The sequence below is a fragment of the Pseudoxanthomonas suwonensis J47 genome, from assembly GCF_000513955.1.
Classification (GTDB): domain Bacteria; phylum Pseudomonadota; class Gammaproteobacteria; order Xanthomonadales; family Xanthomonadaceae; genus Pseudoxanthomonas; species Pseudoxanthomonas suwonensis_C.
In genome coordinates, this window is the sequence record NZ_KI911328.1 from 104,088 (window position 1) to 124,226 (window position 20,139).

General features: G+C 71.3%; 15 protein-coding genes. 6 read left to right on the plus strand and 9 right to left on the minus strand.

What is annotated here, in order from left to right; genetic code table 11:
* Positions 1 to 24 precede the first annotated feature (24 nt).
* On the minus strand, positions 25 to 1,110 hold the full coding sequence (gene serC, locus M503_RS0111855; RefSeq protein WP_028918849.1) for a 3-phosphoserine/phosphohydroxythreonine transaminase: 1,086 nt from the start codon (positions 1,108 to 1,110) through the stop codon (positions 25 to 27).
* Between the two features lie 151 nt (positions 1,111 to 1,261).
* On the opposite strand from serC, the gene msrP reads away from it, so the two are divergent.
* Together msrP and msrQ are read left to right on the plus strand one after the other, a co-directional pair.
* The gene (gene msrP / locus M503_RS0111860) at positions 1,262 to 2,233 is read left to right on the plus strand and encodes a protein-methionine-sulfoxide reductase catalytic subunit MsrP (RefSeq protein ID WP_028918850.1); all 972 of its coding nucleotides are present in this window, start codon (positions 1,262 to 1,264) and stop codon (positions 2,231 to 2,233) included.
* Positions 2,234 to 2,267: 34 nt separating this feature from the next.
* On the plus strand, positions 2,268 to 2,918 hold the full coding sequence (msrQ, locus tag M503_RS0111865) for a protein-methionine-sulfoxide reductase heme-binding subunit MsrQ (protein WP_051414578.1): 651 nt from the start codon (positions 2,268 to 2,270) through the stop codon (positions 2,916 to 2,918).
* Here msrQ and M503_RS0111870 read toward each other — a convergent pair.
* Positions 2,887 to 3,672, minus strand: a complete 786-nt coding sequence (locus M503_RS0111870) for an FHA domain-containing protein (RefSeq protein ID WP_028918852.1) — start codon at positions 3,670 to 3,672, stop codon at positions 2,887 to 2,889. The two genes, msrQ and M503_RS0111870, sit on opposite strands and share 32 nt — an antisense overlap.
* Before the next feature lie 92 nt (positions 3,673 to 3,764).
* On the opposite strand from M503_RS0111870, the gene M503_RS0111875 reads away from it, so the two are divergent.
* The 3 genes from M503_RS0111875 to M503_RS0111885 all read left to right on the plus strand — a co-directional run bounded on the left by M503_RS0111875 (position 3,765) and on the right by M503_RS0111885 (position 5,793).
* Entirely contained in the window at positions 3,765 to 4,040 is a 276-nt protein-coding gene (locus M503_RS0111875; RefSeq protein ID WP_028918853.1) for a polyhydroxyalkanoic acid system family protein, read from the plus strand.
* Positions 4,041 to 4,119: 79 nt separating this feature from the next.
* Entirely contained in the window at positions 4,120 to 4,611 is a 492-nt protein-coding gene (locus tag M503_RS0111880; RefSeq protein WP_028918854.1) for a phasin family protein, read from the plus strand.
* Between the two features lie 201 nt (positions 4,612 to 4,812).
* Complete coding sequence (locus M503_RS0111885; protein WP_028918855.1) at positions 4,813 to 5,793, plus strand: restriction endonuclease; 981 nt, start codon at positions 4,813 to 4,815, stop codon at positions 5,791 to 5,793.
* A gap of 105 nt (positions 5,794 to 5,898) precedes the next feature.
* On the opposite strand, the gene gyrA is transcribed toward M503_RS0111885, so the two are convergent.
* The 5 genes from gyrA to ligA form a co-directional block, all read right to left on the minus strand.
* The gene (gyrA, locus tag M503_RS0111890) at positions 5,899 to 8,502 is read right to left on the minus strand and encodes a DNA gyrase subunit A (RefSeq protein WP_028918856.1); all 2,604 of its coding nucleotides are present in this window, start codon (positions 8,500 to 8,502) and stop codon (positions 5,899 to 5,901) included.
* A gap of 188 nt (positions 8,503 to 8,690) precedes the next feature.
* Positions 8,691 to 9,749, minus strand: coding sequence for an S-methyl-5-thioribose-1-phosphate isomerase (gene mtnA, locus M503_RS0111895; RefSeq protein WP_028918857.1), 1,059 nt, complete (start codon positions 9,747 to 9,749; stop codon positions 8,691 to 8,693).
* A 42-nt stretch (positions 9,750 to 9,791) separates the two neighbouring features.
* The gene (locus M503_RS0111900; RefSeq protein WP_081721036.1) at positions 9,792 to 10,517 is read right to left on the minus strand and encodes a DUF3011 domain-containing protein; all 726 of its coding nucleotides are present in this window, start codon (positions 10,515 to 10,517) and stop codon (positions 9,792 to 9,794) included.
* Between the two features lie 82 nt (positions 10,518 to 10,599).
* Positions 10,600 to 11,589, minus strand: a complete 990-nt coding sequence (gene epmA / locus M503_RS0111905) for an EF-P lysine aminoacylase EpmA (RefSeq protein ID WP_051414580.1) — start codon at positions 11,587 to 11,589, stop codon at positions 10,600 to 10,602.
* The gene (ligA, locus tag M503_RS0111910) at positions 11,586 to 13,937 is read right to left on the minus strand and encodes an NAD-dependent DNA ligase LigA (RefSeq protein WP_197017229.1); all 2,352 of its coding nucleotides are present in this window, start codon (positions 13,935 to 13,937) and stop codon (positions 11,586 to 11,588) included. Before ligA ends, epmA begins: the two co-directional genes overlap by 4 nt.
* 73 nt (positions 13,938 to 14,010) lie before the next feature.
* Here ligA and M503_RS0111915 point away from each other — a divergent pair, with 73 nt between their 5' ends.
* Positions 14,011 to 15,144, plus strand: a complete 1,134-nt coding sequence (locus M503_RS0111915; RefSeq protein ID WP_028918861.1) for a pyridoxal phosphate-dependent aminotransferase — start codon at positions 14,011 to 14,013, stop codon at positions 15,142 to 15,144.
* A gap of 482 nt (positions 15,145 to 15,626) precedes the next feature.
* Here M503_RS0111915 and zipA read toward each other — a convergent pair whose 3' ends face one another.
* Together zipA and smc are read right to left on the minus strand one after the other, a co-directional pair.
* Positions 15,627 to 16,376: a cell division protein ZipA gene (zipA, locus tag M503_RS0111920; RefSeq protein ID WP_024868797.1), complete on the minus strand. Its 750-nt coding sequence runs from the start codon at positions 16,374 to 16,376 to the stop codon at positions 15,627 to 15,629.
* Between the two features lie 94 nt (positions 16,377 to 16,470).
* Positions 16,471 to 19,974, minus strand: a complete 3,504-nt coding sequence (gene smc / locus M503_RS0111925) for a chromosome segregation protein SMC (RefSeq protein ID WP_028918862.1) — start codon at positions 19,972 to 19,974, stop codon at positions 16,471 to 16,473.
* Positions 19,975 to 20,139 lie beyond the last annotated feature (165 nt).

The window sequence follows — 20,139 nt, forward strand, 5'->3', positions numbered from 1 at the left end:
CGGCGGTCCTGGGTCCTGGCGTCCTCAGCCGTTGCGCTGCTGGAAGTCGCGCATGAAGTCCACCAGCGCCTGCGCGCCGGCGACCGGCATGGCGTTGTACAGCGAGGCACGGATGCCGCCGACCGCCTTGTGGCCCTTCAGCGCCAGCAGTCCGGCCGCCTTCGACTCGCTGACGAAACGCGCGGTCAGTTCCCCGTCGGGCAGGAAGAACGGGATGTTCATCCGCGAACGCACCGCCGGGGCGACCTCGTTGCGGTAGAAGCCGCCGGAGCCGTCGATCGCCCCGTAGACCAGCGCGGCCTTGGCCGCGTTGCGGCGCGCGAATTCCTCCACCCCGCCCTCGTCCAGCATCCACTTCACGGTCAGGCCGAGCAGGTACCAGTTCCAGGTCGGCGGCGTGTTGAGCATCGAGTCGCGCGCCGCGTGCGAGGCGTAGGTGAAGATGTCGGCGCGCGGCTGGCCGGCGCGCTCGAGCAGGTCGCGGCGCACGATCACCACCGAGATGCCGACCGGGCCCAGGTTCTTCTGCGCGCCGGCGTAGACCAGCCCGTACTTCGACACATCCATCGGCTCGGAGGCGATCGACGAGCTGAAGTCCGCGAACAGCGGCACCTCGCCCACGTCCGGCGTTTCGCGGTACTCGACGCCGTGGATGGTCTCGTTGGCGGTGATGTGGACGTAGGCGGCGTCGGCGCTGAGCGACCAGCTGTCGCGCGGCGGGATGTCGCGGAAACCGCCAGCCTCGCTGCTGGCGGCCACGTGCACGTTCACGTACGGCGTGACCTGCCTGATCGCGGTTTTGCTCCAGTGCCCGGTGACCACGTAGTCGACGGTCTGGCCGGGAGCGGCGAAGTTCAGCGCCAGCAGGGCCTGGTGGGTGGTCGCGCCACCGGCCAGGAACAGCACCGCGTACTCGTCCGGGATCGACATCAGCCGGCGCAGGTCGGCCTCGGCCCGGGCGGCCACGCCGATGAACTCGGCGCCGCGGTGGCTGAGCTCGACGATCGACGCACCCACCCCGTTCCAGTCCAGCATTTCCGCCTGCGCCTGGCGCAGGACTGCTTCCGGCAACGTCGCAGGGCCGGCACTGAAGTTGTAGGCGCGCGCCATGAACCACCTGTCACGAAAGGTTCCGTAGTATGCCGCAGTGCAGCGGCGCCGGTGGCAGCGGTTGCGGTCGCAACCAAGGCCCGCCCGGCGGTCGCCGGGAACCCTCCGCCGCCGCCCGCGGTCACACCCCCATCCCCCCGGGAGCACCGCAATGCACAAGCTCCGCCTGCCGAAGATCCCGTCGTCGGAAATCACCGACGAGGCCGTCTACCGCGACCGCCGCCGCCTGCTCGCCGCCTTCGCCAGCGCGCCCCTGCTCGGCGCGCTGTCCGCCTGCGCCGAGGCCGAACCGCCCCCGCCGCCGAAGTCCGCGCCCCGACCGGCCGACCTCAAGGCCGGCTTCAGCACCTCCGAGCCGCTGACCCGCTACGAGGACATCACCACCTACAACAACTTCTACGAGTTCGGCACCGACAAGGGCGATCCGTCGCGCGCGGCGAAGACCCTGCGCACCTCGCCCTGGTCGGTCGTCGTCGACGGCGAATGCGCCAGGCCCGGCACCGTCGCGCTGGAGGACCTGCTGCGCGGACTCACCCCGCAGGAGCGCGTCTACCGCCTGCGCTGCGTCGAAGGCTGGTCGATGGTGATCCCCTGGCTGGGCGTGCCGCTGGGCGAGGTGCTCAAGCGCTTCGAGCCGACTTCGAAGGCGAAGTTCGTGGCCTTCACCACCCTCGCCGATCCGCAACAGATGCCCGGCATCCGCTACCGCTCGATCCGCTGGCCGTACCGCGAAGGCCTGCGCATCGACGAGGCCATGCACCCGCTTACCCTGCTGGCCACCGGCCTGTACGGCAAGCCGCTCCCGCAGCAGAACGGCGCGCCGCTGCGCCTGGTGGTGCCGTGGAAGTACGGCTTCAAGTCGATCAAGTCGATCGTGGCGATCCGCTTCACCGAGCGCATGCCGGAAACCGCCTGGCACGACCTGCAGCCGTCGGAATACGGCTTCTTCTCCAACGTGAACCCCGACGTCGACCATCCGCGCTGGAGCCAGAAGACCGAGCGCCGCATCGCCGGCACCAAGAGCAAGCTGTTCGCCGAGCGGATCCCGACCCGGCCGTTCAACGGCTACGCCGACCAGGTGGCGTCGATGTACGCCGGCATGGACCTGCGCAAGTGGTACTGAGTGCGGCTGCCGCGCGGACCCGGGCCGGCGCCGCATGAGCCGGCGCCCGGTCGCGCGCCCGCCCACCTCGCCGCGGCTGCTGGCGGCCAAGGCCCTGGTCCACGCCGCGGCGCTGGCGCCGGCCACCTGGCTGGCCTGGCAGATCGCCGAGGTCTGGCGCCACGGCAGCGACGCCCTCGGCGCCGACCCGGTGGCCGAGATCGAACACCGCACCGGGCTGTGGGCGCTGCGCATGCTGATGCTGACCCTGGCCATCACCCCGCTGCGCCAGCTCAGCGGCCAGACCGTGCTGCTGCGCTTCCGCCGCATGCTCGGCCTGTACGCGTTCTTCTACGCCTGCCTGCACCTGGCCGCCTACCTGGTGCTGGACCTGGGCGGCTACTGGGCGCAGCTGTTCGAGGACATCGCCAAGCGACCCTTCATCACCGTCGGCTTCCTCGCCTGGTTGTTGCTGGTGCCGCTGGCGGCCACCTCGACCCTGGGCTGGATGCGCCGGCTGGGCCGGCGCTGGGGCCAGTTGCACCGGCTGGTCTACGCGATCGCCGTGCTGGCGGTGCTGCACTTCTGGTGGCTGGTGAAGTCCGACGTGCGCGAACCGGCGCTGTACGCGGCGATCGCAGCGGTGCTGCTGGGCTGGCGCCTGTACCGCCGGCTCAGCGCGCGCCGAACCACAGCAGCGCGCTGAGCGCCAGGCCCAGCAGCGCGGCGGCCAGCAGCAGCCACGGCAGGCGCTTGGCCGGGCGCGGCGGCGGTGCGGCCGGCGCCGGTTCGGCATCCGGCTGCGGCGACGGGGCCAGCTTCGGCTGCTCGCCGCCGGCCGGGAACTCGACCACGAAGCGGTGCTGGCCCTCGAACACGATCTGGTCGCCGGGGCCGAGCATGGCGTCGCGCACCGGCACGCCGTTGACCACGCTGGCCTCGCCGCCGAGGCTGCGCAGCAGGACCACGTCGCCGTGCCGTTCCAGCAGCGCGTGGCGCGGCGGGAACGCCGGATCGTCGATGCGGATGTCGGCTTCGCGCGAGGCGCCGACCAGGCGTGGCGGGCCGAGGGTGAAGCTGCGCCCGTGGTGCTGGCCACCGACGCCGCGCAGGACCACGCGCGGATCGCCGGCATGCTCGCCCGGATCGGGCAGCGGCGCCGGCGGCCGTACCGGCGCCTGCACCAGCAGTTCGACGCCGTCGACGTACATCGCGTCGCCGGCGCGCAGCAGGGCCATGCGCTGCACCGGGCGGCCGTTGACGTGCACGCCGCGCGCGCCGGCCGGCACCTGCAGCCACAGGCCGCGCAGGTCCAGGCACAGCTGCGCCAGCAGCACGCCGGGCACGCCATCGCCGATCCCCAGCACGCCATTGGGCTGGCGGACCACGCGGTGGACGCCGGGAATCAGCGGATGGTCCGCCTGCTGGCGATTGCTGAAATGGAGTCGCAGGTCGGACATTGGCGGCAAAGCCTAGCAAATCCCGGGCACTGCAGGCTGGCCCGATGCGCGCTGCGCGGCTACGCTGGCGCCCCCTCGCATCCGGAACGAGCATGGCCCGCATCGACATCCAGCATCCGCACCGGCGCAGCAGCGAAGAAGCCCGGCGCATCGTCGACGGCATCGCCGCGCAGCTGCGCGAACGCTTCGGCGTGGCCGCCGACTGGCGCGGCGACGCGGTCGACCTGAGCGGCCCCGGCTTCAAGGGCCTGGTGAAGCTGCTGCCCGGACAGGTGCAGGTGAGCGCCGAGCTCGGCTTCCTGCTGTCGGCGTTGCGCGGCCAGGTCGAGGCGGAGATCCGCCGCGTGCTAGCCGAGCGCCTGGACTGAGCTCCGGGCGCGCCTCACGCCCTCTTATCGGCGGCGTGCCCACACTGGCATGGCACCCCGTCACAGCAGAGGAGCGGACATGAGCGCTGAACCCCGCAACGCCACTTTCGCCAATGTATCCGAGCTGCAGGCGCAGGCCGCGCGCATCGCCCGCGAGCTCGGCGACAACGCCCACCAGGTCTGGCTGGCCGGCATCGGCGCGCTGGCCCGCGCGGAGTCCGAGGGCAGCCGCCTGTTCGAACAGCTCGCCGAGGAAGGCCGCCAGGTCGGCGAAGGCGGCGAGTCCCAGCAGGGCGCCAGCGCCGCCAGCCGCCTGGAGAGCCTGCGGCAGAGCCTGGACGCGGCCGTGGGCAAGGCCCAGGCCCGCGCCGGCGAGGCTTGGGAGAGCGTCGGCCGCGCGTTCGAGCACCGCGTCCAGCAGGCCCTGCGCGACCTGGACGTGCCGACCCGCGAGGACATCGACGCGCTCGGCGCCCGCATCGATGCGCTGACCCGCGAGCTGCAGCGCTCGCGCCCGGCCGAGGCCGCCGTCCCGCCTCCGCCGCCGTCGTCGGTAAATACCGGCCTGTAAAGGAATTCCCCGCGCCCAGACCGGTGGATTGTTGCAGGGCACAACGCGCTGCGGCAGAATCGGAACCGGCCCGCCAGTCCACCTGCCGTTTGCTCCCCTCCCCTCTCGGCTCCCGGACTGGCGGGCCACTTTCGTCTTAGCAATAGCGGCCCGCCGCCGTGTAACAATCCGCCCTGCACAGGGGCCGGAACAGGGGTAGACATGTCGTCGTGGACTGTAGGACTTGCGCTCGCCGCGCTCGTGGCGACGGCGTCCGCTGCGTACCTGTGGCTGGTACGCCGCCCCGAGAAGGAACTCGACGCAGGATTGCGCGCACTGGCCAACCTGCGCTGGCGCGAGATCGCCACCATCATCGGCCAGGCCATGCAGCAGCGCGGCCTGCGCGACGTCGCCATGCATGCCGACAGCGGCAGCGATCCCACCAGCAGCCAGCTGCTGATGACCGACGGCGACAGCCGCTGGCTGCTGTCGTGCAAGCACGGCATGGCCTATCGCCTCGGCGTCGCCGCGGTCGACGAGCTGGCCGCGGGCATGGAACTGACCGGCGCGCGCGCCGGCATCCTGCTCACCGAGGGCCGCGCCGGCCGGGAAGCGTTGTCGGCGGCCGCCGAACGCGGCATCGAGATCATCGACGGCCGCCGGTTGTGGCCACTGCTCAAGCCGTTCCTGCCGCAGGAAACCACCGCCGGCATCGCCGCCCGGACCATCGCCGAAGCCAAGCGGCAGATGACCGTGGCCGTGGCCGGCTCGATCGCCCTGGGGCTGGCTGTGGCGGTGCTGCTGCCGCGGTTGGCCCAGGAAGAACCAGCACCTGCCACCGCCACCCAGGCCGCACCGCCACCGGCGGCCACGGCCACACCCACGCAGCCGGCGCTGCCGGAGCAGCCCGCGCAGGATCCGGTGACCGGCAAGGCCATCGAGGACAACCCCGACGCGGCCACCGAGGCGCGCTACCAGGCCGAGATCGCGCGCGCGCTCAACAACGTGCCGGGCATCACCCGCGCCTACTGGCTCACCCGCGCCACCCTGGTGGTGGAGCGCACGGCCACCGACAAGATCATCTGGCCGTTCATCTGTGGCGAACTGGAGCGCTATCCCTCGCTGCGCACCGTGCGCGTGCAGCTCAACCCGCGCCCGGGCACCGACGAGCCGGTGCGCTGGCGGCAGTGCCGCACGATGTGACCGTGCCCCGCGCGGCGCGCGCGACCTGAGCGCGGCCGCCACGGCCGCATAAAGCAGAAGCCGGCCCTGGGGCCGGCTTCTGCGTTTTACAGCGCTGCGCCGCGATCAGGCCTGCGGCGCGGCGTCCCCGGCAACGGCTTCGTCGCCGTCGGTGCGCGCGGTGCCGGCCTCTTCCTCGTCGTCCAGCGAGGCGTCGACGCGCTCGACCGCCTGAAGCGACTCGCCCTCGCCCAGGCGGATCAGGGTCACGCCCTGGGTGTTGCGACCGACCTGCGAGATCTCCGAGGCGCGGGTGCGGACCAGGGTGCCGCCGTCGGAGATCAGCAGCACTTCGTGCTGTTCCGACAGCTGGATCGCGCCGACCAGCTGGCCGTTGCGGGCGGTGGTCTGGATCGCGATCACGCCCTGGGTGCCACGGCCCTTCTTCGGGTATTCGGCCAGCGGGGTGCGCTTGCCGTAGCCGCGCTCGGACGCGGTGAGGATGTCGCCCTCGCCCTCCGGCACGACCAGGCTGACCACGCGCTCGCCCTCGGCCAGGCGGATGCCGCGCACGCCGGTGGCGGTGCGGCCCATCGAGCGCACCTCGGATTCGTCGAAGCGCACGGCCTTGCCGTTGGAGGCGAACAGCATGATGTCGCGGCCGCCGTCGGTGAGCGCGACGTCGACCAGCGCGTCGCCCTCGTCGAGGTTGATCGCGATCTTGCCGCGCGCCAGGCGGAACGCGAACTCGGTCAGCGGGGTCTTCTTCACCGTGCCGTTGCGGGTGGCGAAGAACACGTAGAAGCCTTCGGCGTACTCGCGCACCGGCAGCACCGCCTGCACCTTCTCGCCTTCCTCCAGCGGGATCCAGTTGATGATCGGGCGGCCACGGGCATTGGAGCCGGCCTCCGGCAGCTGGTGCACCGGCAGCCAGAACACCTTGCCGCTGCTGGTGAAGGTCAGCAGCGTGTCATGCGTGTTGACCAGCCACAGCCGGTCGATGAAGTCCTCGTCCTTGGTCGCCGCCGCGGCGCGGCCGCGGCCGCCGCGCTTCTGCGCGCGGTAGGCCGACACCGGCTGGCGCTTGGCGTAGCCGGCGTGCGACAGGGTCACGACCACGTCTTCCGGCTCGATCAGGTCGAGGATGTCGAGGTCTTCCTCGCTGGCGCGGATCTCGCTGCGACGCTCGTCGCCGTACTCGGCCTTCAGCGCGCCCAGCTCGGTGCGGATCACCTCGCGCAGCACGTCCGGATCCTCGAGGATCTCGATCAGGCCGCGGATGGTTTCCAGCAGCTGGCGGTATTCCTCGGTCAGCTTGTCCTGCTCCAGGCCGGTCAGGCGGTGCAGGCGCATCTCCAGGATCTGCTGCGCCTGGACCTCGGTCAGCTGGTAGCGGCCATCGACCAGGCCGACGCCGGCCGGCAGGTCGTCCGGACGCGAGGCCTCGGCGCCGGTGGCGGCCAGCAGCGCGCCGACCAGGCCCGGTTCCCAGGTGCGGCCGAGCATGCGCTCCTTGGCCACCTGCGGGTTCTCCGAGGTCTTGATCAGCTCGATCATCTCGTCGATGTTGGCCAGCGCGACGGTCAGGCCTTCCAGCACGTGGGCGCGGGCGCGCGCCTTGCGCAGTTCGAAGATGGTGCGGCGGGTCACCACCTCGCGGCGGTGGCGCAGGAAGGCCTCGAGGATCTGCTTGAGGTTGACCAGCTGCGGGCGGCCGTCGACCAGCGCGACCATGTTGATGCCGAACACCGATTCCAGCTGGGTCTGCTGGTACAGGTTGTTGAGCACCACCTCGGCCGAGTCGCCGCGCTTGACCTCGATGTAGATGCGCATGCCGTCCTTGTCGGACTCGTCGCGCAGCTCCGAGATGCCCTCGATCTTCTTTTCCTTGACCAGCTCGGCGATCTTCTCGATCAGCCGCGCCTTGTTCACCTGGTACGGGATCTCGGTGACGATGATCGACTCGCGGCCGTTGTCGGCCACCTCGATCTCGGCCTTGGCGCGCATGCGCACGCGGCCGCGGCCGGTGCGGTAGGCCAGCTGGATGCCGCCGACGCCGTTGATGATGCCGGCGGTGGGGAAATCCGGGCCCGGGATGTACTGCATCAGGCCGTCGACGTCGAGTTCCGGGTCGTCGATAAGGGCCAGCAGGCCGTTCACCACCTCGGTGAGGTTGTGCGGCGGGATGTTGGTGGCCATGCCGACCGCAATGCCGGCCGAGCCATTGACCAGCAGGTTCGGAAACCGGGTCGGCATGACCGTCGGTTCCAGCTCCTTCTCGTCGTAGTTGGGCTGGAAGTCGACGGTTTCCTTGTCGATGTCCGCCATCAGCTCATGCGTGATGCGCGACATGCGCGCCTCGGTGTAACGCATCGCCGCGGCGGAGTCGCCGTCGACCGAGCCGAAGTTGCCCTGGCCGTCCACCAGCAGGTAGCGCAGCGAGAAGGGCTGGGCCATGCGCACCAGGGTGTCGTACACCGACTGGTCGCCGTGCGGGTGGTACTTGCCGATGACGTCGCCGACGATGCGCGCGGACTTGTAGTACGGCTTGTTGCTGTGCGCGCCCAGCTCGTTCATCGCGAAGAGCACGCGGCGATGCACAGGCTTGAGGCCGTCGCGCACGTCCGGCAGCGCGCGGCCGACGATCACGCTCATGGCGTAATCGAGGTAGCTGCGCCGCATTTCGTCTTCGAGGTTGACCGGAATGATTTCTTTGGCGAGATCGGTCATCAGGGCTCTTCTTCAGGTTCTTCGTGGCGCCGCCGGCGACAGGCGCCGGGGCGCTGCGCGGAGGTCTCCGCGCAACCTGTCGATTCTACCACAAACCGGGCCCGCACGGAGCCGCATTTCCACGCAGAAACAAGTACTTGCGTCGCGAAAGAGGCGACCTGGGCGGCGGTTTTCCGGGACAGCGGCGCTCAGGCCGCGAACAGGGCCCGCATCCGTACCGCGTCGGGAGCGGTGACCACGCCCTTCTCGGTAACGATGGCGTCGATCAGCGAGGCCGGGGTGACGTCGAACACCGGGTTCCAGGCAGCCACGCCCTCGGCCACCGTACGCACGCCGCCCACGCCATGCAGCTCGCCCGGGTCGCGCTGTTCGATCTCGATGGCGTCGCCGTCCGGCGTGTCCAGGTCCACGGTCGAGGACGGCGCCACGACCATGAACTTGACCCCGTGGTGGCGGGCGGCGATGGCCAGCTGGTAGGTACCGATCTTGTTGGCGGTATCGCCGTTGGCGCAGATCCGGTCGGCGCCGACCACCACCCACTGCACCGCGCCGGTCTTCATCAGGTGCGAGGCGGCCGAATCGGCGATCAGGGTGGCGTCGATGCCGTCCTGCTGCAGCTCCCATACGGTCAGGCGTGCGCCCTGCAGCCACGGCCGGGTCTCGCCGGCGAAGACGCGGGCGATGCGCCCGGACGCCATGCCCGCGCGGATCACGCCCAGCGCGGTGCCGAAGCCGGCGGTGGCCAGCGAGCCGGTATTGCAGTGGGTCAGCACGCCGCTGCCCGGTTCGATCAGGGCCGCGCCCAGCGCGCCCATGTGGCGGTTGGCGGCCAGATCCTCGTCGGCGATGGCCCTGGCCTCGCGCTCGACCACTTCGCGCCAGTCGGCGCCGGCGCCAGCCACGGCACGACGCATCCGCGCCAGCGCCCAGGCGAGGTTCACCGCGGTCGGGCGCGCGGCGTTGAGCCGCTGCAGCGCCGGTTCCAGCTTCGCCGCCGCTTCGGCGCCGTCGGCCGCCTCGACGCCGCGCGACGCCAGCACCACGCCCCAGGCCGCGGCGATGCCGATCGCCGGGGCGCCGCGCACGACCAGGTCGCGGATCGCGGTGGCGACCGCGTCGCTGTCGTGGCAGGCGACGTGTTCGATCAGGAACGGCAGCTTGCGCTGGTCCAGCAGTTCCAGGGCATCGCCGGTCCACAGGATCGGACGGACGTGGTCGTAGCGGTCGAAGTCGAAGCCGGTTTCCATGCTGCCATTCTACCCGCCGGCGCTACCGTGCCGGCGCGTGCGTCATTCCACCGCGAACTGCGCGCGGCAGCCGTCGTCGACCCAGACGCCCTCGCGCTCCCAGCCCCAGCTGCGCCCTTCCTCGCAGGCCTTGCCCGAGATCTGGCGCAGCAGGCGCGCGCCGCGTTCGATGGTGGTGCCGCAGAAGCGTTTGCGGTTGCTCTTGGACTCGCAGACCAGCAGGCGCTCGCCCGGCGGGAAGCCGATGTCGCGGTCGCCGACCTCGAACTCGCCCTTGCAGCCGCGCGACACCCACACCTCGTTGCGCCCGGCGCCCCAGCTTTCGCCGAAGCGGCACGGCAACGCCGAGGTCTGCCGCAGCAGCCGCACCGGCGCGCCACGCAGGGCCACCGCGCAGGACTCGGGGGTGCCGCGGGACTCGCAGCGCACGACCGTGCGGACCACTGCCCCGCCCTGGAGCGGCGCGGCGAACTCGGCGCGGCAGCCGCGCGCCACCCAGACGCCGGCCACGTCGACGCCCCAGTCGGTATTGCGGATGCAGGAGGCCTCCGACAGCTGCCGGACCAGGTGCACGCCGGCACTGGTATCCATCGGGCAATGCACGCGGTGCATGCCGTCGGCTTCGCAGCGCACGATGCCCGAAGGCGCGACCGGTGGCGCGGCCTGCGCGGCCGGCGGCTCGTCGGTTCCAGCCCAGGCGGGCGCGCAGACCAGGGCCAGCGTGAGCGGCCATGCCTTGCGATACCGGTTGCCGTGCCCTGCCTGCATCCCCCCTCCAGTTGCGGAGCCTGGCGTCATTGTCGCCGGCACCGTGGAAGCCACGGTGAACGGTGGAACCGGCGGCACGGGTTCAGGCCCTGGCGAATTCGAACGCGAGGACCGGCGCGATCCGGTCGGTCCCGGACAGGGCCATCAGCAGGCGCTCGATGCCGAGGGCGACACCGGCGCAGTCGGGCATGCCCGCGCGCAGCGCGGCGAGCAGGCGCGCGTCGACCGGCGGGCGTACCGCGCCGCGCTCCGCGCGACGCTCCAGGTCGCGGCCGAAGCGCGCTTCCTGTTCGGCCGCATCGGTGAGCTCGTGGTAGCCGTTGGCGAGCTCGAAGCGGCCCAGGTACAGCTCGAAACGCTCGGCCACCGGCGGATCGCCGGGGCGGATCCTGGCCAGCGCGCACTGCGATGCCGGCCAGTCGTGGACCACGGTGATCCGGTCTGCCGGGAACGCCGGCTGGATGCGGTGGGTCATCAGCAGGTCGAGCCAGTCGTCGCGCGACAGCCCTTCCCCGTCGATGCCGACGTCGCCCAGCGCCTCGCGCAGCCGGTCATCGTCGGTGGCGAACGGATCCACGCCGGCGCCGTGCAGGAACAGCTCGCGGTAGGTGGTCGACACCACCTCCGCGCGGCGGCCCGCCAGGGCCAGCGCGGCCTGCACCAGCTCCACGGTTTCGTCGGCCAGGCGCAGGTGGTCCCAGCCGACCCGGTACCACTCGAGCATCGTGAACTCGGGGTTGTGGCGGCCGCCGGCCTCGCCGTTGCGGAACACCCGGCCCAGCTCGTAGCAGTCGCCGATGCCGGCGGCGAGCAGGCGCTTGAGCGGGTATTCGGGCGAGGTGCGCAGCCAGCGTTGCGGCGAGCCGGCGTCGCGGTGGCCGGTGAAGGTGGTGGTGAAGCTTTCGATGTTCGGCTCGGTGTTGCCGGCCTCGGACAGCACCGGCGTCTCCACTTCCAGCACGCCACGTTCGGCGAAGAAGTCGCGCACCCGTGCATACAGGCGCGCGCGCAGGCGCAGCGCCTCCAGGTCCGCATTGGGCCGCCACTCGGCGGCGCCGTCGGTCGCACTCACGAATGCTGCTCCAGGAAGACCAGCAGACGCGCCTCGTCCCAGACCTCGATGCCCAGCTCCTCGGCTTTGGTGAGCTTGGAACCGGCGGCCTCGCCGGCCACCACGAAGCTGGTCTTCTTCGAGACGCTGCCGGCGGCCTTGGCGCCCAGCGCCTCGAGCCTGTCCTTGGCCTCGTCGCGGCTCATCGACGACAGCGTGCCGGTGAGGACCACGGTCTTGCCCTCCAGCGGGCCGCCGCGGGCCGCCTCGACCGCCGGCAGCAGGTTGCGCACGCGCGCCTGCGCCTGTGCCGAATCCAGCAGCAGCTTCGCGTTCCCGCCCTCCTCCAGCCACGCAACCAGCGCATTGGCTGCTTCGGACGGCAGGCCGGCGGTGACCAGGTTGTGCACCGGCGCGTCCAGCAGCGCCTGCGCGTCGGCGAAGGCGCTGGCCAGCTGCCCGGCGCGCAGCGGGGTGATCCGCGGGATCTCCAGGTCGACCAGCAGCGTGGCCAGGTCCAGGCCATCGCCCAGCTTCGGGCTGGGCGGATGGCTGTCGCCGATGCGCACGCCGCGTTCGAGCAGGCGGTCGATCACCTGCTGGTTGCCGGGCTGGTCGAGGAAGTGGCCGATCGCGCGCGCCACTTCGCCGCCGATGTCCGGCACGCGCTTGAACAGCGGCCACGGCAGGCGGCGGATCAGTTCGAGGTCGCCGAACCACTGCGCCAGTGCCTTGGCCGTGCTCTCGCCGACGTGCTCGATGCCCAGCGCGTAGAGGAAACGCGCCAGGGTGGTCTCGCGGCTGCGATCGATCGCCTCGATCAGGTTGTCGGCCCACCTGGTGGCGACCTTGCCGGCCTTGACCGTCTCCGGGGTGGTGCCGTCGCGCTCGTCGGCGCGGCGCTTCATCTCCAGCAGGTCGTCCAGGCTGAGCCGGTACAGGTCCGACACGTCCTGCAGGTAGCCGAAGTCCGACAGCGATTCGATGTAGCGCTCGCCAAGGCCATCGATGTCCATGGCGCGGCGCGAGGCGAAGTGGAACACGGTCTGCACGCGCTGCGCCGGGCAGCTCAGTTCGCCCGAGCAGCGCCATACCGCCGCGCCCTCCTCGCGCACCAGCTCCGAACCGCAGACCGGGCAGTTGGCCGGCATCGCCCATGGCTGCGCATCCGGCGGCCGGCGGTCGATGACGACCTGGACGACCTCCGGGATCACGTCGCCGGCACGGCGCACGATCACCGTGTCGCCGTTGCGCACGTCCAGCCGCGCCACGTGGTCGGCGTTGTGCAGGGTGGCGCGGGTGACGGTGACCCCGCCGACCTGCACCGGCTGCATCAGTGCCCAGGGCGTGACCGCGCCGGTGCGGCCCACGTTGATCTCGATCGACTCGACCACCGTGGTCTGTTCCTGCGCCGGGAACTTGTGGGCGATCGCCCAGCGCGGCGCGCGCGAGACGAAGCCCATCTCGCGCTGGCCGGCGTAGTCGTCCAGCTTGTAGACCACGCCGTCGATGTCGAAGGCCAGGCCGTCGCGGGCCTCGCCGATGTGGCGGTAGTAGTCGAGCAGCCCGTCGACGCCGGTCACCACCTTGACCAGGTCGCTGACCGGGAAACCCCATTCGCGCAACCGGGCCAGCGTCGCCGAGTGCGTATCCGGCAGCGAACCGCCTTCGACCAGGCCGATGCCGTAGGCATAGAAGCTCAGCGGGCGCTGCGCGGTCAGCTTCGGATCCAACTGGCGCAGCGAACCGGCGGCGCCGTTGCGCGGGTTGGCCAGCACCTTGCCGCCGTGCAGGCGCGCGTGTTCGTTCCAGCGCTCGAAGTCGGCGCGGGCCATGTAGACCTCGCCGCGCACCTCCAGCACCTTCGGCCAGCCGCTGCCCTTCAAGCGCTTCGGGATCACCGCGATCGTGCGCAGGTTGGCGGTGACGTCCTCGCCGGTGGCGCCGTCGCCGCGGGTCGCGCCCTGCACGAACACCCCGTCCTCGTAGCGCAGGCTGATCGCCAGCCCGTCGAGCTTCGGCTCGGCCGAGAACACCAGCTCCTCGCGGCCGAGGCGCTCGCGGATGCGGCGCACGAAGTCGGACACCTCCTCGTCGCTGAAGGCGTTGCCCAGCGACAGCATCGGCACGGCGTGGACCACCTGCGCGAAACGGCCAGACGGCGCCGCGCCAACGCGGCGCGTTGGCGAATCCGGCGCGACCAGTTCCGGATGCGTGGCTTCCAGTGCCTCCAGTTCGCGCACCAGCTTGTCGTACTCGGCGTCGGTGATGTCCGGCGCGTCGAGCTGGTGGTAGCGGTGGTTGGCGTCTTCGATGCGGCGCCGGAGCTCGGCGGCGCGGCTGGCGGGGGTGTCGTTCATGGCCGTGATTCTACCGGCGCTTGCCGCGATCGCCCGTGAGGTCCAGCATGCCTGCAGCCCACCCGTCCGCCGCCCCGCGCCCATGGTCCAGCCGCTCAGCCGTCGCCACTTCCTCGGCCTCTCGGCCTGCAGCCTCGCCACCGCCGGACTGGCCCCGCTGCTCGGCGTCACCGGTACGGCACCGGCGCAACTGCCGCCACCGGTCCCCGGCATGGACGCTCCCGGCGCGGTGCTGCTCAACTACAACGAGAACCCGCTCGGTCCCTTCCCCGAGGCACGCGAAGCCGCCGTGCAGGCGATGGACCACGCGCACCGCTACCTGTTCGGCCTGCAGCACGAGTTCACCGCGCTGTTCGCCGAAAAGCACGGCGTGGACCCCCGACACGTGGCGGCCTACTGCGGCTCCGGCGTCGCCCTTGACGCGGCGGCGCTGGCGTTCACCGGCCCACAGGCCGCCCTGGTCACCGCCGATCCCACTTTCGAAACGCTGGCGCAGATGGCCAGCGCCCACGGCGCCAGGGTCGTCCGCGTGCCCCTGCGCAACGACGGCGCCCACGACGTCGAAGCCATGGCCGCCGCCGCGGCCAACAACGGCGCCGGCCTGGTCTACGTCTGCAACCCCAACAACCCCACCGGTTCGATCACCCCGCGCGCCGGGCTCGAATGGCTGTTCGCGAACAAGCCGGCGACCAGCATCGTCCTGGTCGACGAGGCCTACATCCACTACAGCGACGAAGTGGACCTGCTCGACCTCGTCCGCGACGGCCGCGAAGACCTGGTGGTGCTGCGCACCTTCTCCAAGATCTACGGCATGGCCGGCCTGCGCCTGGGCGCCGCCGTGGCCCACCCGTCGCTGCTGCAGAAACTGGTGCTGCAGGGCGTCAACAGCCTGCCTGTGCCCGCCGTAGCCGCCGGCATGGCCAGCCTCCAGCACCCCGGACACCTGGCCACGCGCAAGGCCGACAACACCCGTCTCCGCCAGGAAACCGTCGACTGGCTCGCCGCCCGCGGCCACGCCTGCCTGCCCAGCCAGGCCAACTGCTTCATGGTCGACATCCACGGCGACGGCCGCGCCTTCGGCGCCGCGATGGCGAAGCACGGCGTGTTCGTGGGGCGCAGCTGGCCCTCGATGCCGCGGCATGTGCGCGTGACCGTGGGAACCGCGGAAGAGATGGCGCGGTTCCGCGAGGCGTTCGAGCAGGTGATGGCCGGGTAGCCGTAGTCCGGACCCGGGTCCCGGATGCGCTTCGCTTATCCGGGCTACGAGAGAAATAACCCCTCTCCCATCGGAGTGAGACGGCATGTTTGCGCGCCACCGGCGCGCATGCCGTCGAACGCCCGCGTCCTGTGGCCGCGGGCCGGGGCGCGGAGCGGCGGTTGGGGGAGAGGGCAGGTCTTCCGACGCCGCCAGGTTCCCCGACCCTCACCCCCTGCCCCTCTCCCGGAGGGAGAGGGGTTCAACAGCGAACGAAGCCACGACCCAGAGGCGCCCGAAGACGCGGTAGCGCGGGGGTATGGAGCAAGCGGCACATGGATGTGCCGCGGTCGCGCGTTGGAGCAGGACGCGGAACCGCGCGATGCGCCATACCCCCGCGCTGCCGCGGCTCCGTCCGGAGCCGATGCCTTTAACGCTGTTGCGGTTGCTGTGCTGTCCCGAACGTGTCCGCCCGACGCAGCCTCACCAGCACGGCACCGCCATCACCACCGCGGCGCCTTGGTCAGCGGCGGGGCCTCGTGCTGGCGGTCATAGGCGCGCAGCTCGTCGCGGATGTGGGCGATGCGCTGGCGGCCCAGCGCGTTGCGGCTGTCGTCCAGGACCACGCCGTCGAGCAGCTCGGCCATGCGCTGCACCGTCGGCAGCATCTTCTCCCACGCATCCAGCGCCGGCACCGGCGCCGGCAACGTCAGGAAGAACGCGATCGCCGGCGTCTCCAGCTCGCGGATCGTCGCCATGTCGAAGCTGCCCGGCTTCATGATGCTGGCCATGCTGAACACCGGGCCCCGCTCCGGATGCCCCTCCAGCAGCCGGTGGAACACGTTCATGTGGCCGAAGACCATGCCCGTCTTCTCCGCCGCCACCACGATGTCCTCGCCGCGCAGCACGCTGCCCGCGCGCGCCGCCACGTACAGCGACACGATCTTGTCGAAGTCCTGGCTCTCGCGGCGGCCCAGGTCGCTGTTGCGCGCCGGTTCCGCCGGCAGGCCCAGCTCCGGCTGGGTCACGCCCTCGCCGCTGTAGTCGGGCTCGCCTTCCGCGGCGCCGCCCTCGTCCAGCGAAGGCTCGCGGCGCACGCGGCCGTATTCGGGCGTCATCGCCGGGGATTCGCGCGACTCGCGGCGACGGCCCTGCTGTTCCTTGCGGGGATTGCGACCGAAGAACCACATCGCCGCCAGCAACAGCAGGCCGACGACGAGGATGCCGATCCGCAGCAGGTCCTTGTCCGACATGTAACGCCTCTCCCCCGGGATCCAGAAGCTGCAAGCATGTCACGAGCGGCGGCCGTGGAAAAACCCCGGCCGCGGCCCGCCGTTTGTCCCCGGGTCAGGCCGCGCCAGCCAGGCGCGCGGCCTCCTCCAGGTCCACGCTGACCAGGCGCGACACGCCCGGCTCGCGCATGGTCACGCCCGAAAGCTGGTGCGCCGCCTCCATCGTCGCCTTGTTGTGGCTGACGAACAGGAACTGCACCTTCTCGCTCATCTCCTTCACCATGTTGGTGAAGCGGCCCACGTTGGCCTCGTCCAGCGGCGCGTCGACCTCGTCCAGCAGGCAGAACGGCGCCGGGTTGAGCTGGAAGATCGCGAACACCAGCGCCACCGCGGTCATTGCCTTCTCGCCGCCGGACAGCAGCGAGATGTTGGACACGCGCTTGCCCGGCGGGCGCGCCATGATCGCCACGCCGGTGTCGAGCAGGTCCTCGCCGGTCAGCTCCAGGTAGGCGTGGCCACCGCCGAACAGGCGCGGGTACAGCGCCTGCAGGCCGGAGTTGACCCGGTCGAAGGTGTCCTTGAAGCGGCCGCGGGTCTCGCGGTCGATCTTGCGGATCGCCTCTTCCAGCGTTTCCAGCGCCGCGGTAAGGTCGGCGTTCTGCGAATCCAGGTACTGCTTGCGCTGCTCGGCCTCGCCGCATTCGTGGATCGCGGCCAGGTTGACCGGCTCCAGGCGGCGCATGCGCGCCTCGATCTGGCCCACCGCCTGTTCCCACTCGCGCGGGTCGGCGACGTCCGGCAGCGTGTTGACCACGTCCTCCAGCACCAGCCCCTCCTCGGTGATGGCCTGGACGATCTGTTCGGCCTTCATCTGCAGCGCCTGCTGCTCCAGGCGGCGCTGCGAGATGCGCTCGCGCTGCGCCAGCGACTGCTCGTCGCGCTGGTGGCGGGTCTGCTCGAAGGCGCGCAGCTCGTTGTCGATGCCTTCCAGCACCGAACGCGCCTCGCCCAGCGCGCGGTCGGCGCGCACGCGCTCGGCCAGCGCGGCCTGGTGCTCGGCTTCCAGCGCCTGCACCGGCGAATCGCCGGTGGCCAGCTGCGCGGCCAGCTCGCCCAGGCGGCTGTCCAGCTGCCCGCGCTGGGCGTCCATGCGCTGCAGCGACTGGACCAGCGAGGCGACCTGGGTGCGCTGCGATTCAAGCGCCAGGGCCAGGGCATGGGTGGCCTCGCGGCTGGCACGGGCCGCGTCGCGGGCCAGGTCGCGGGCTTCGGTCAGGCGGCGGCGCTCGGCTTCCAGCGACTGTCGGGTGGCTTCGAGGTCGCCCATGCGGACGACCGCGTCCTCCAGGCGCGAACGCGCTTCGCGCGCCTGCTCGCGGCTGTTGTCGAGGGTCTCGGCCAGCTGCGCCAGTTCGTTCTCGATGCGCTCGATGCGCTGGCGCGCGGTGTCCATGCGGCCCTGCTGGCTCTGCAGCTGGCCGGCCAGTTCCGAGACGCTGCGGTGGGCCAGGTAGAGCTGGCGCTGCGCGTCCTCGCGCTGCTGCTCGGCGGCCAGCAGCTGGTCGCGCTGCTGGGCCAGGCGCTCTTCCAGCACAGCCTCGCGCTGCTGCAGTTCCTCGATGCTGGCGCGCAGCGCCTGGATCTCGCGCTCGCGCAGCAGCGCACCCTGCCTGGCGGCGCCCTGGCGCGACACGCGCACCCAGCCCTCGCCCAGGCGCTCGCCGGCGCGGGTGATGATCGAATCGCCCTCGCCCAGCTGCGGCAGCAGGCGGCGGGCCTCGGCCAGGTCCTCGGCCGCGTGCAGGCGCGCGAGCAGGCGGCGGATCGCCAGCGGACCGCGGACCCTGGCGGCCAGCGAGGTCGGCGCGAAGTCGGCCGCGCCTTCCTCGGCGGAGACCAGCGCGATGCGGCCTTCGCCCAGGTCGGCCAGCGCCTCGACCAGCGTTTCCGGCGCCTCGACCAGCACGCCCTCGATCAGCTGGCCCAGCGCGCTTTCGACCGCGTTTTCCCAGCCGTCCTCGACGCTCAGGCGCTCGCCGACGCGCGCGCCCGAATCCAGCCCGCGGGCCTTGAGCCAGGCCACCGCGGCGCCCTGCTCCTGGCCGAGCGCGGCCTGCTGCAGGGTTTCCAGCGAAGACAGCCGGCCACGCGCGGCCTGGGCCTGCTTGCGCACCTCGGCCAGCTCGGCCTGGGCGGTGCGCTGCTGTTCCTGCAGCGCGGACACCGCCTGCTTGCGCGCGTCCAGCTGTTCGTTGAGCGTGTCCAGCGCCGCCTTCTGCGTTTCGTGCTGGATCTGCGCCTGTTCGAAGGCCTCGGCCAGCGCGTCCAGGTCCAGGCCGGCGCGCTCGGCGGTCAGCGCCTCACGGCGGCGGTCGGCTTCCAGCGCCTGGCGGTCCAGGTAGTCGACGCGGGTGCGTTCGACCTCGCCGGCGCGCGACGCCTCGGCGGCCTCGCGGCCATAGGCTTCCCAGCGCTGCTGCCAGTCCGAAAGCGCGGCCTCGGCCTCGCGCAGCGCCTCCTGCTTGAAAACGTCGTCCTCGCGCAGCTGCTCCAGGCGCGGTTCGGATTCCTCGACCGAGGCCTGCAGCGCCTCCAGCTTCTGGCGGTCGTCGCCGATGTGCCGGTCCAGTTCCTCCAGGGCGCTGGCGGCCTCGTCGCGCGCCTGGTGCAGGCGGCTGGTCAGTTCGCGCTGGTGCTGGATCTGCTGCTCGATGCGGGCGAGCACGCCGCCGACCTTGTAGACCTCGGCCTGGGCGGCATTGAGCGCCTCGGCGGCCTCCTCGCGACGGACGCGGCCGGTCTCGATCTCGCGCTCGGCCTCGCGCTGGCCGGCGATGATCTGCTCCAGCTTCGTCTCTTCCTGCATCAGCTTCTCGCGCAGGGCCTGCAGCTGCTGGTCCAGCGCACGGAACTGCAGCGCCTTCCACTCGGCGTCCTTGACCTTGCGCTCGGCGGCCAGCGCCTGGTACTGCTCGGCCTGGCGGGCCTGGCGGCGCAGGTGGTCCAGCTGCTTGTCGACCTCCTCGCGCAGGTCGTTGAGGCGGTCCAGGTTCTCGCGGGTGTGGCGGATGCGGGTCTCGGTCTCCTTGCGCCGCTCCTTGTACTTGGAGATGCCGGCGGCCTCTTCCAGGTAGACGCGCAGGTCCTCGGGCCGGGCCTCGATGATCTGGCTGATCATGCCCTGCTCGATGATCGAGTAGCTGCGCGGGCCCAGGCCGGTGCCGAGGAACAGGTCGGTGATGTCCTTGCGCCGGCACTTGGTGCCGTTTAGGTAGTACTGGCTCTGGCCGTCGCGGCTGACCGTGCGCTTGACCGAGATCTCGTTGTAGGCCGCGTACTCGCCGGAGATGGTGTGGTCGGAGTTGTCGAAGATCAGCTCGACCGTGGCCTGGCTGACCGGCTTGCGTGCGGCCGAGCCGGAGAAGATCACGTCGGTCAGAGAGTCGCCGCGCAGGCGGCTGGCGGAGCTTTCGCCCATCACCCAGCGCACCGCGTCGATGATGTTGGACTTGCCGCAGCCGTTCGGGCCGACCACGCCGGTCATGTTGGTCGGCAGGTGCAGCGTGGTGGGGTCGACGAAGGACTTGAAACCGGACAGCTTGATCGTGGACAGGCGCATGCGGCGGTCGATTCCCCGGGGTGTCGCGGCGCAGGAGCGCCACCGGAATAAGGTGTTTTATCGGGAATGCGCCGCAAGTGATTGATTCACAAAGGCAGCGCCACCCGGATTTCGGGTTCGGACCGTGCAGTATAGCCGGCCGGCCGGGCCCCCCGGCCTGCCGGC

Bases quoted from the DNA above. Each gene is read 5' to 3' on its own strand.
- serC (WP_028918849.1), bottom strand. From the start codon at position 1,110: ATGGCGCGCGCCTACAACTTCAGTGCCGGCCCTGCGACGTTGCCGGAA.
- msrP (WP_028918850.1), top strand. From the start codon at position 1,262: ATGCACAAGCTCCGCCTGCCGAAGATCCCGTCGTCGGAAATCACCGAC.
- msrQ (WP_051414578.1), top strand. From the start codon at position 2,268: ATGAGCCGGCGCCCGGTCGCGCGCCCGCCCACCTCGCCGCGGCTGCTG.
- M503_RS0111870 (WP_028918852.1), bottom strand. From the start codon at position 3,672: ATGTCCGACCTGCGACTCCATTTCAGCAATCGCCAGCAGGCGGACCAT.
- M503_RS0111875 (WP_028918853.1), top strand. From the start codon at position 3,765: ATGGCCCGCATCGACATCCAGCATCCGCACCGGCGCAGCAGCGAAGAA.
- M503_RS0111880 (WP_028918854.1), top strand. From the start codon at position 4,120: ATGAGCGCTGAACCCCGCAACGCCACTTTCGCCAATGTATCCGAGCTG.
- M503_RS0111885 (WP_028918855.1), top strand. From the start codon at position 4,813: ATGTCGTCGTGGACTGTAGGACTTGCGCTCGCCGCGCTCGTGGCGACG.
- gyrA (WP_028918856.1), bottom strand. From the start codon at position 8,502: ATGACCGATCTCGCCAAAGAAATCATTCCGGTCAACCTCGAAGACGAA.
- mtnA (WP_028918857.1), bottom strand. From the start codon at position 9,749: ATGGAAACCGGCTTCGACTTCGACCGCTACGACCACGTCCGTCCGATC.
- M503_RS0111900 (WP_081721036.1), bottom strand. From the start codon at position 10,517: ATGCAGGCAGGGCACGGCAACCGGTATCGCAAGGCATGGCCGCTCACG.
- M503_RS0111915 (WP_028918861.1), top strand. From the start codon at position 14,011: ATGGTCCAGCCGCTCAGCCGTCGCCACTTCCTCGGCCTCTCGGCCTGC.
- zipA (WP_024868797.1), bottom strand. From the start codon at position 16,376: ATGTCGGACAAGGACCTGCTGCGGATCGGCATCCTCGTCGTCGGCCTG.
- smc (WP_028918862.1), bottom strand. From the start codon at position 19,974: ATGCGCCTGTCCACGATCAAGCTGTCCGGTTTCAAGTCCTTCGTCGAC.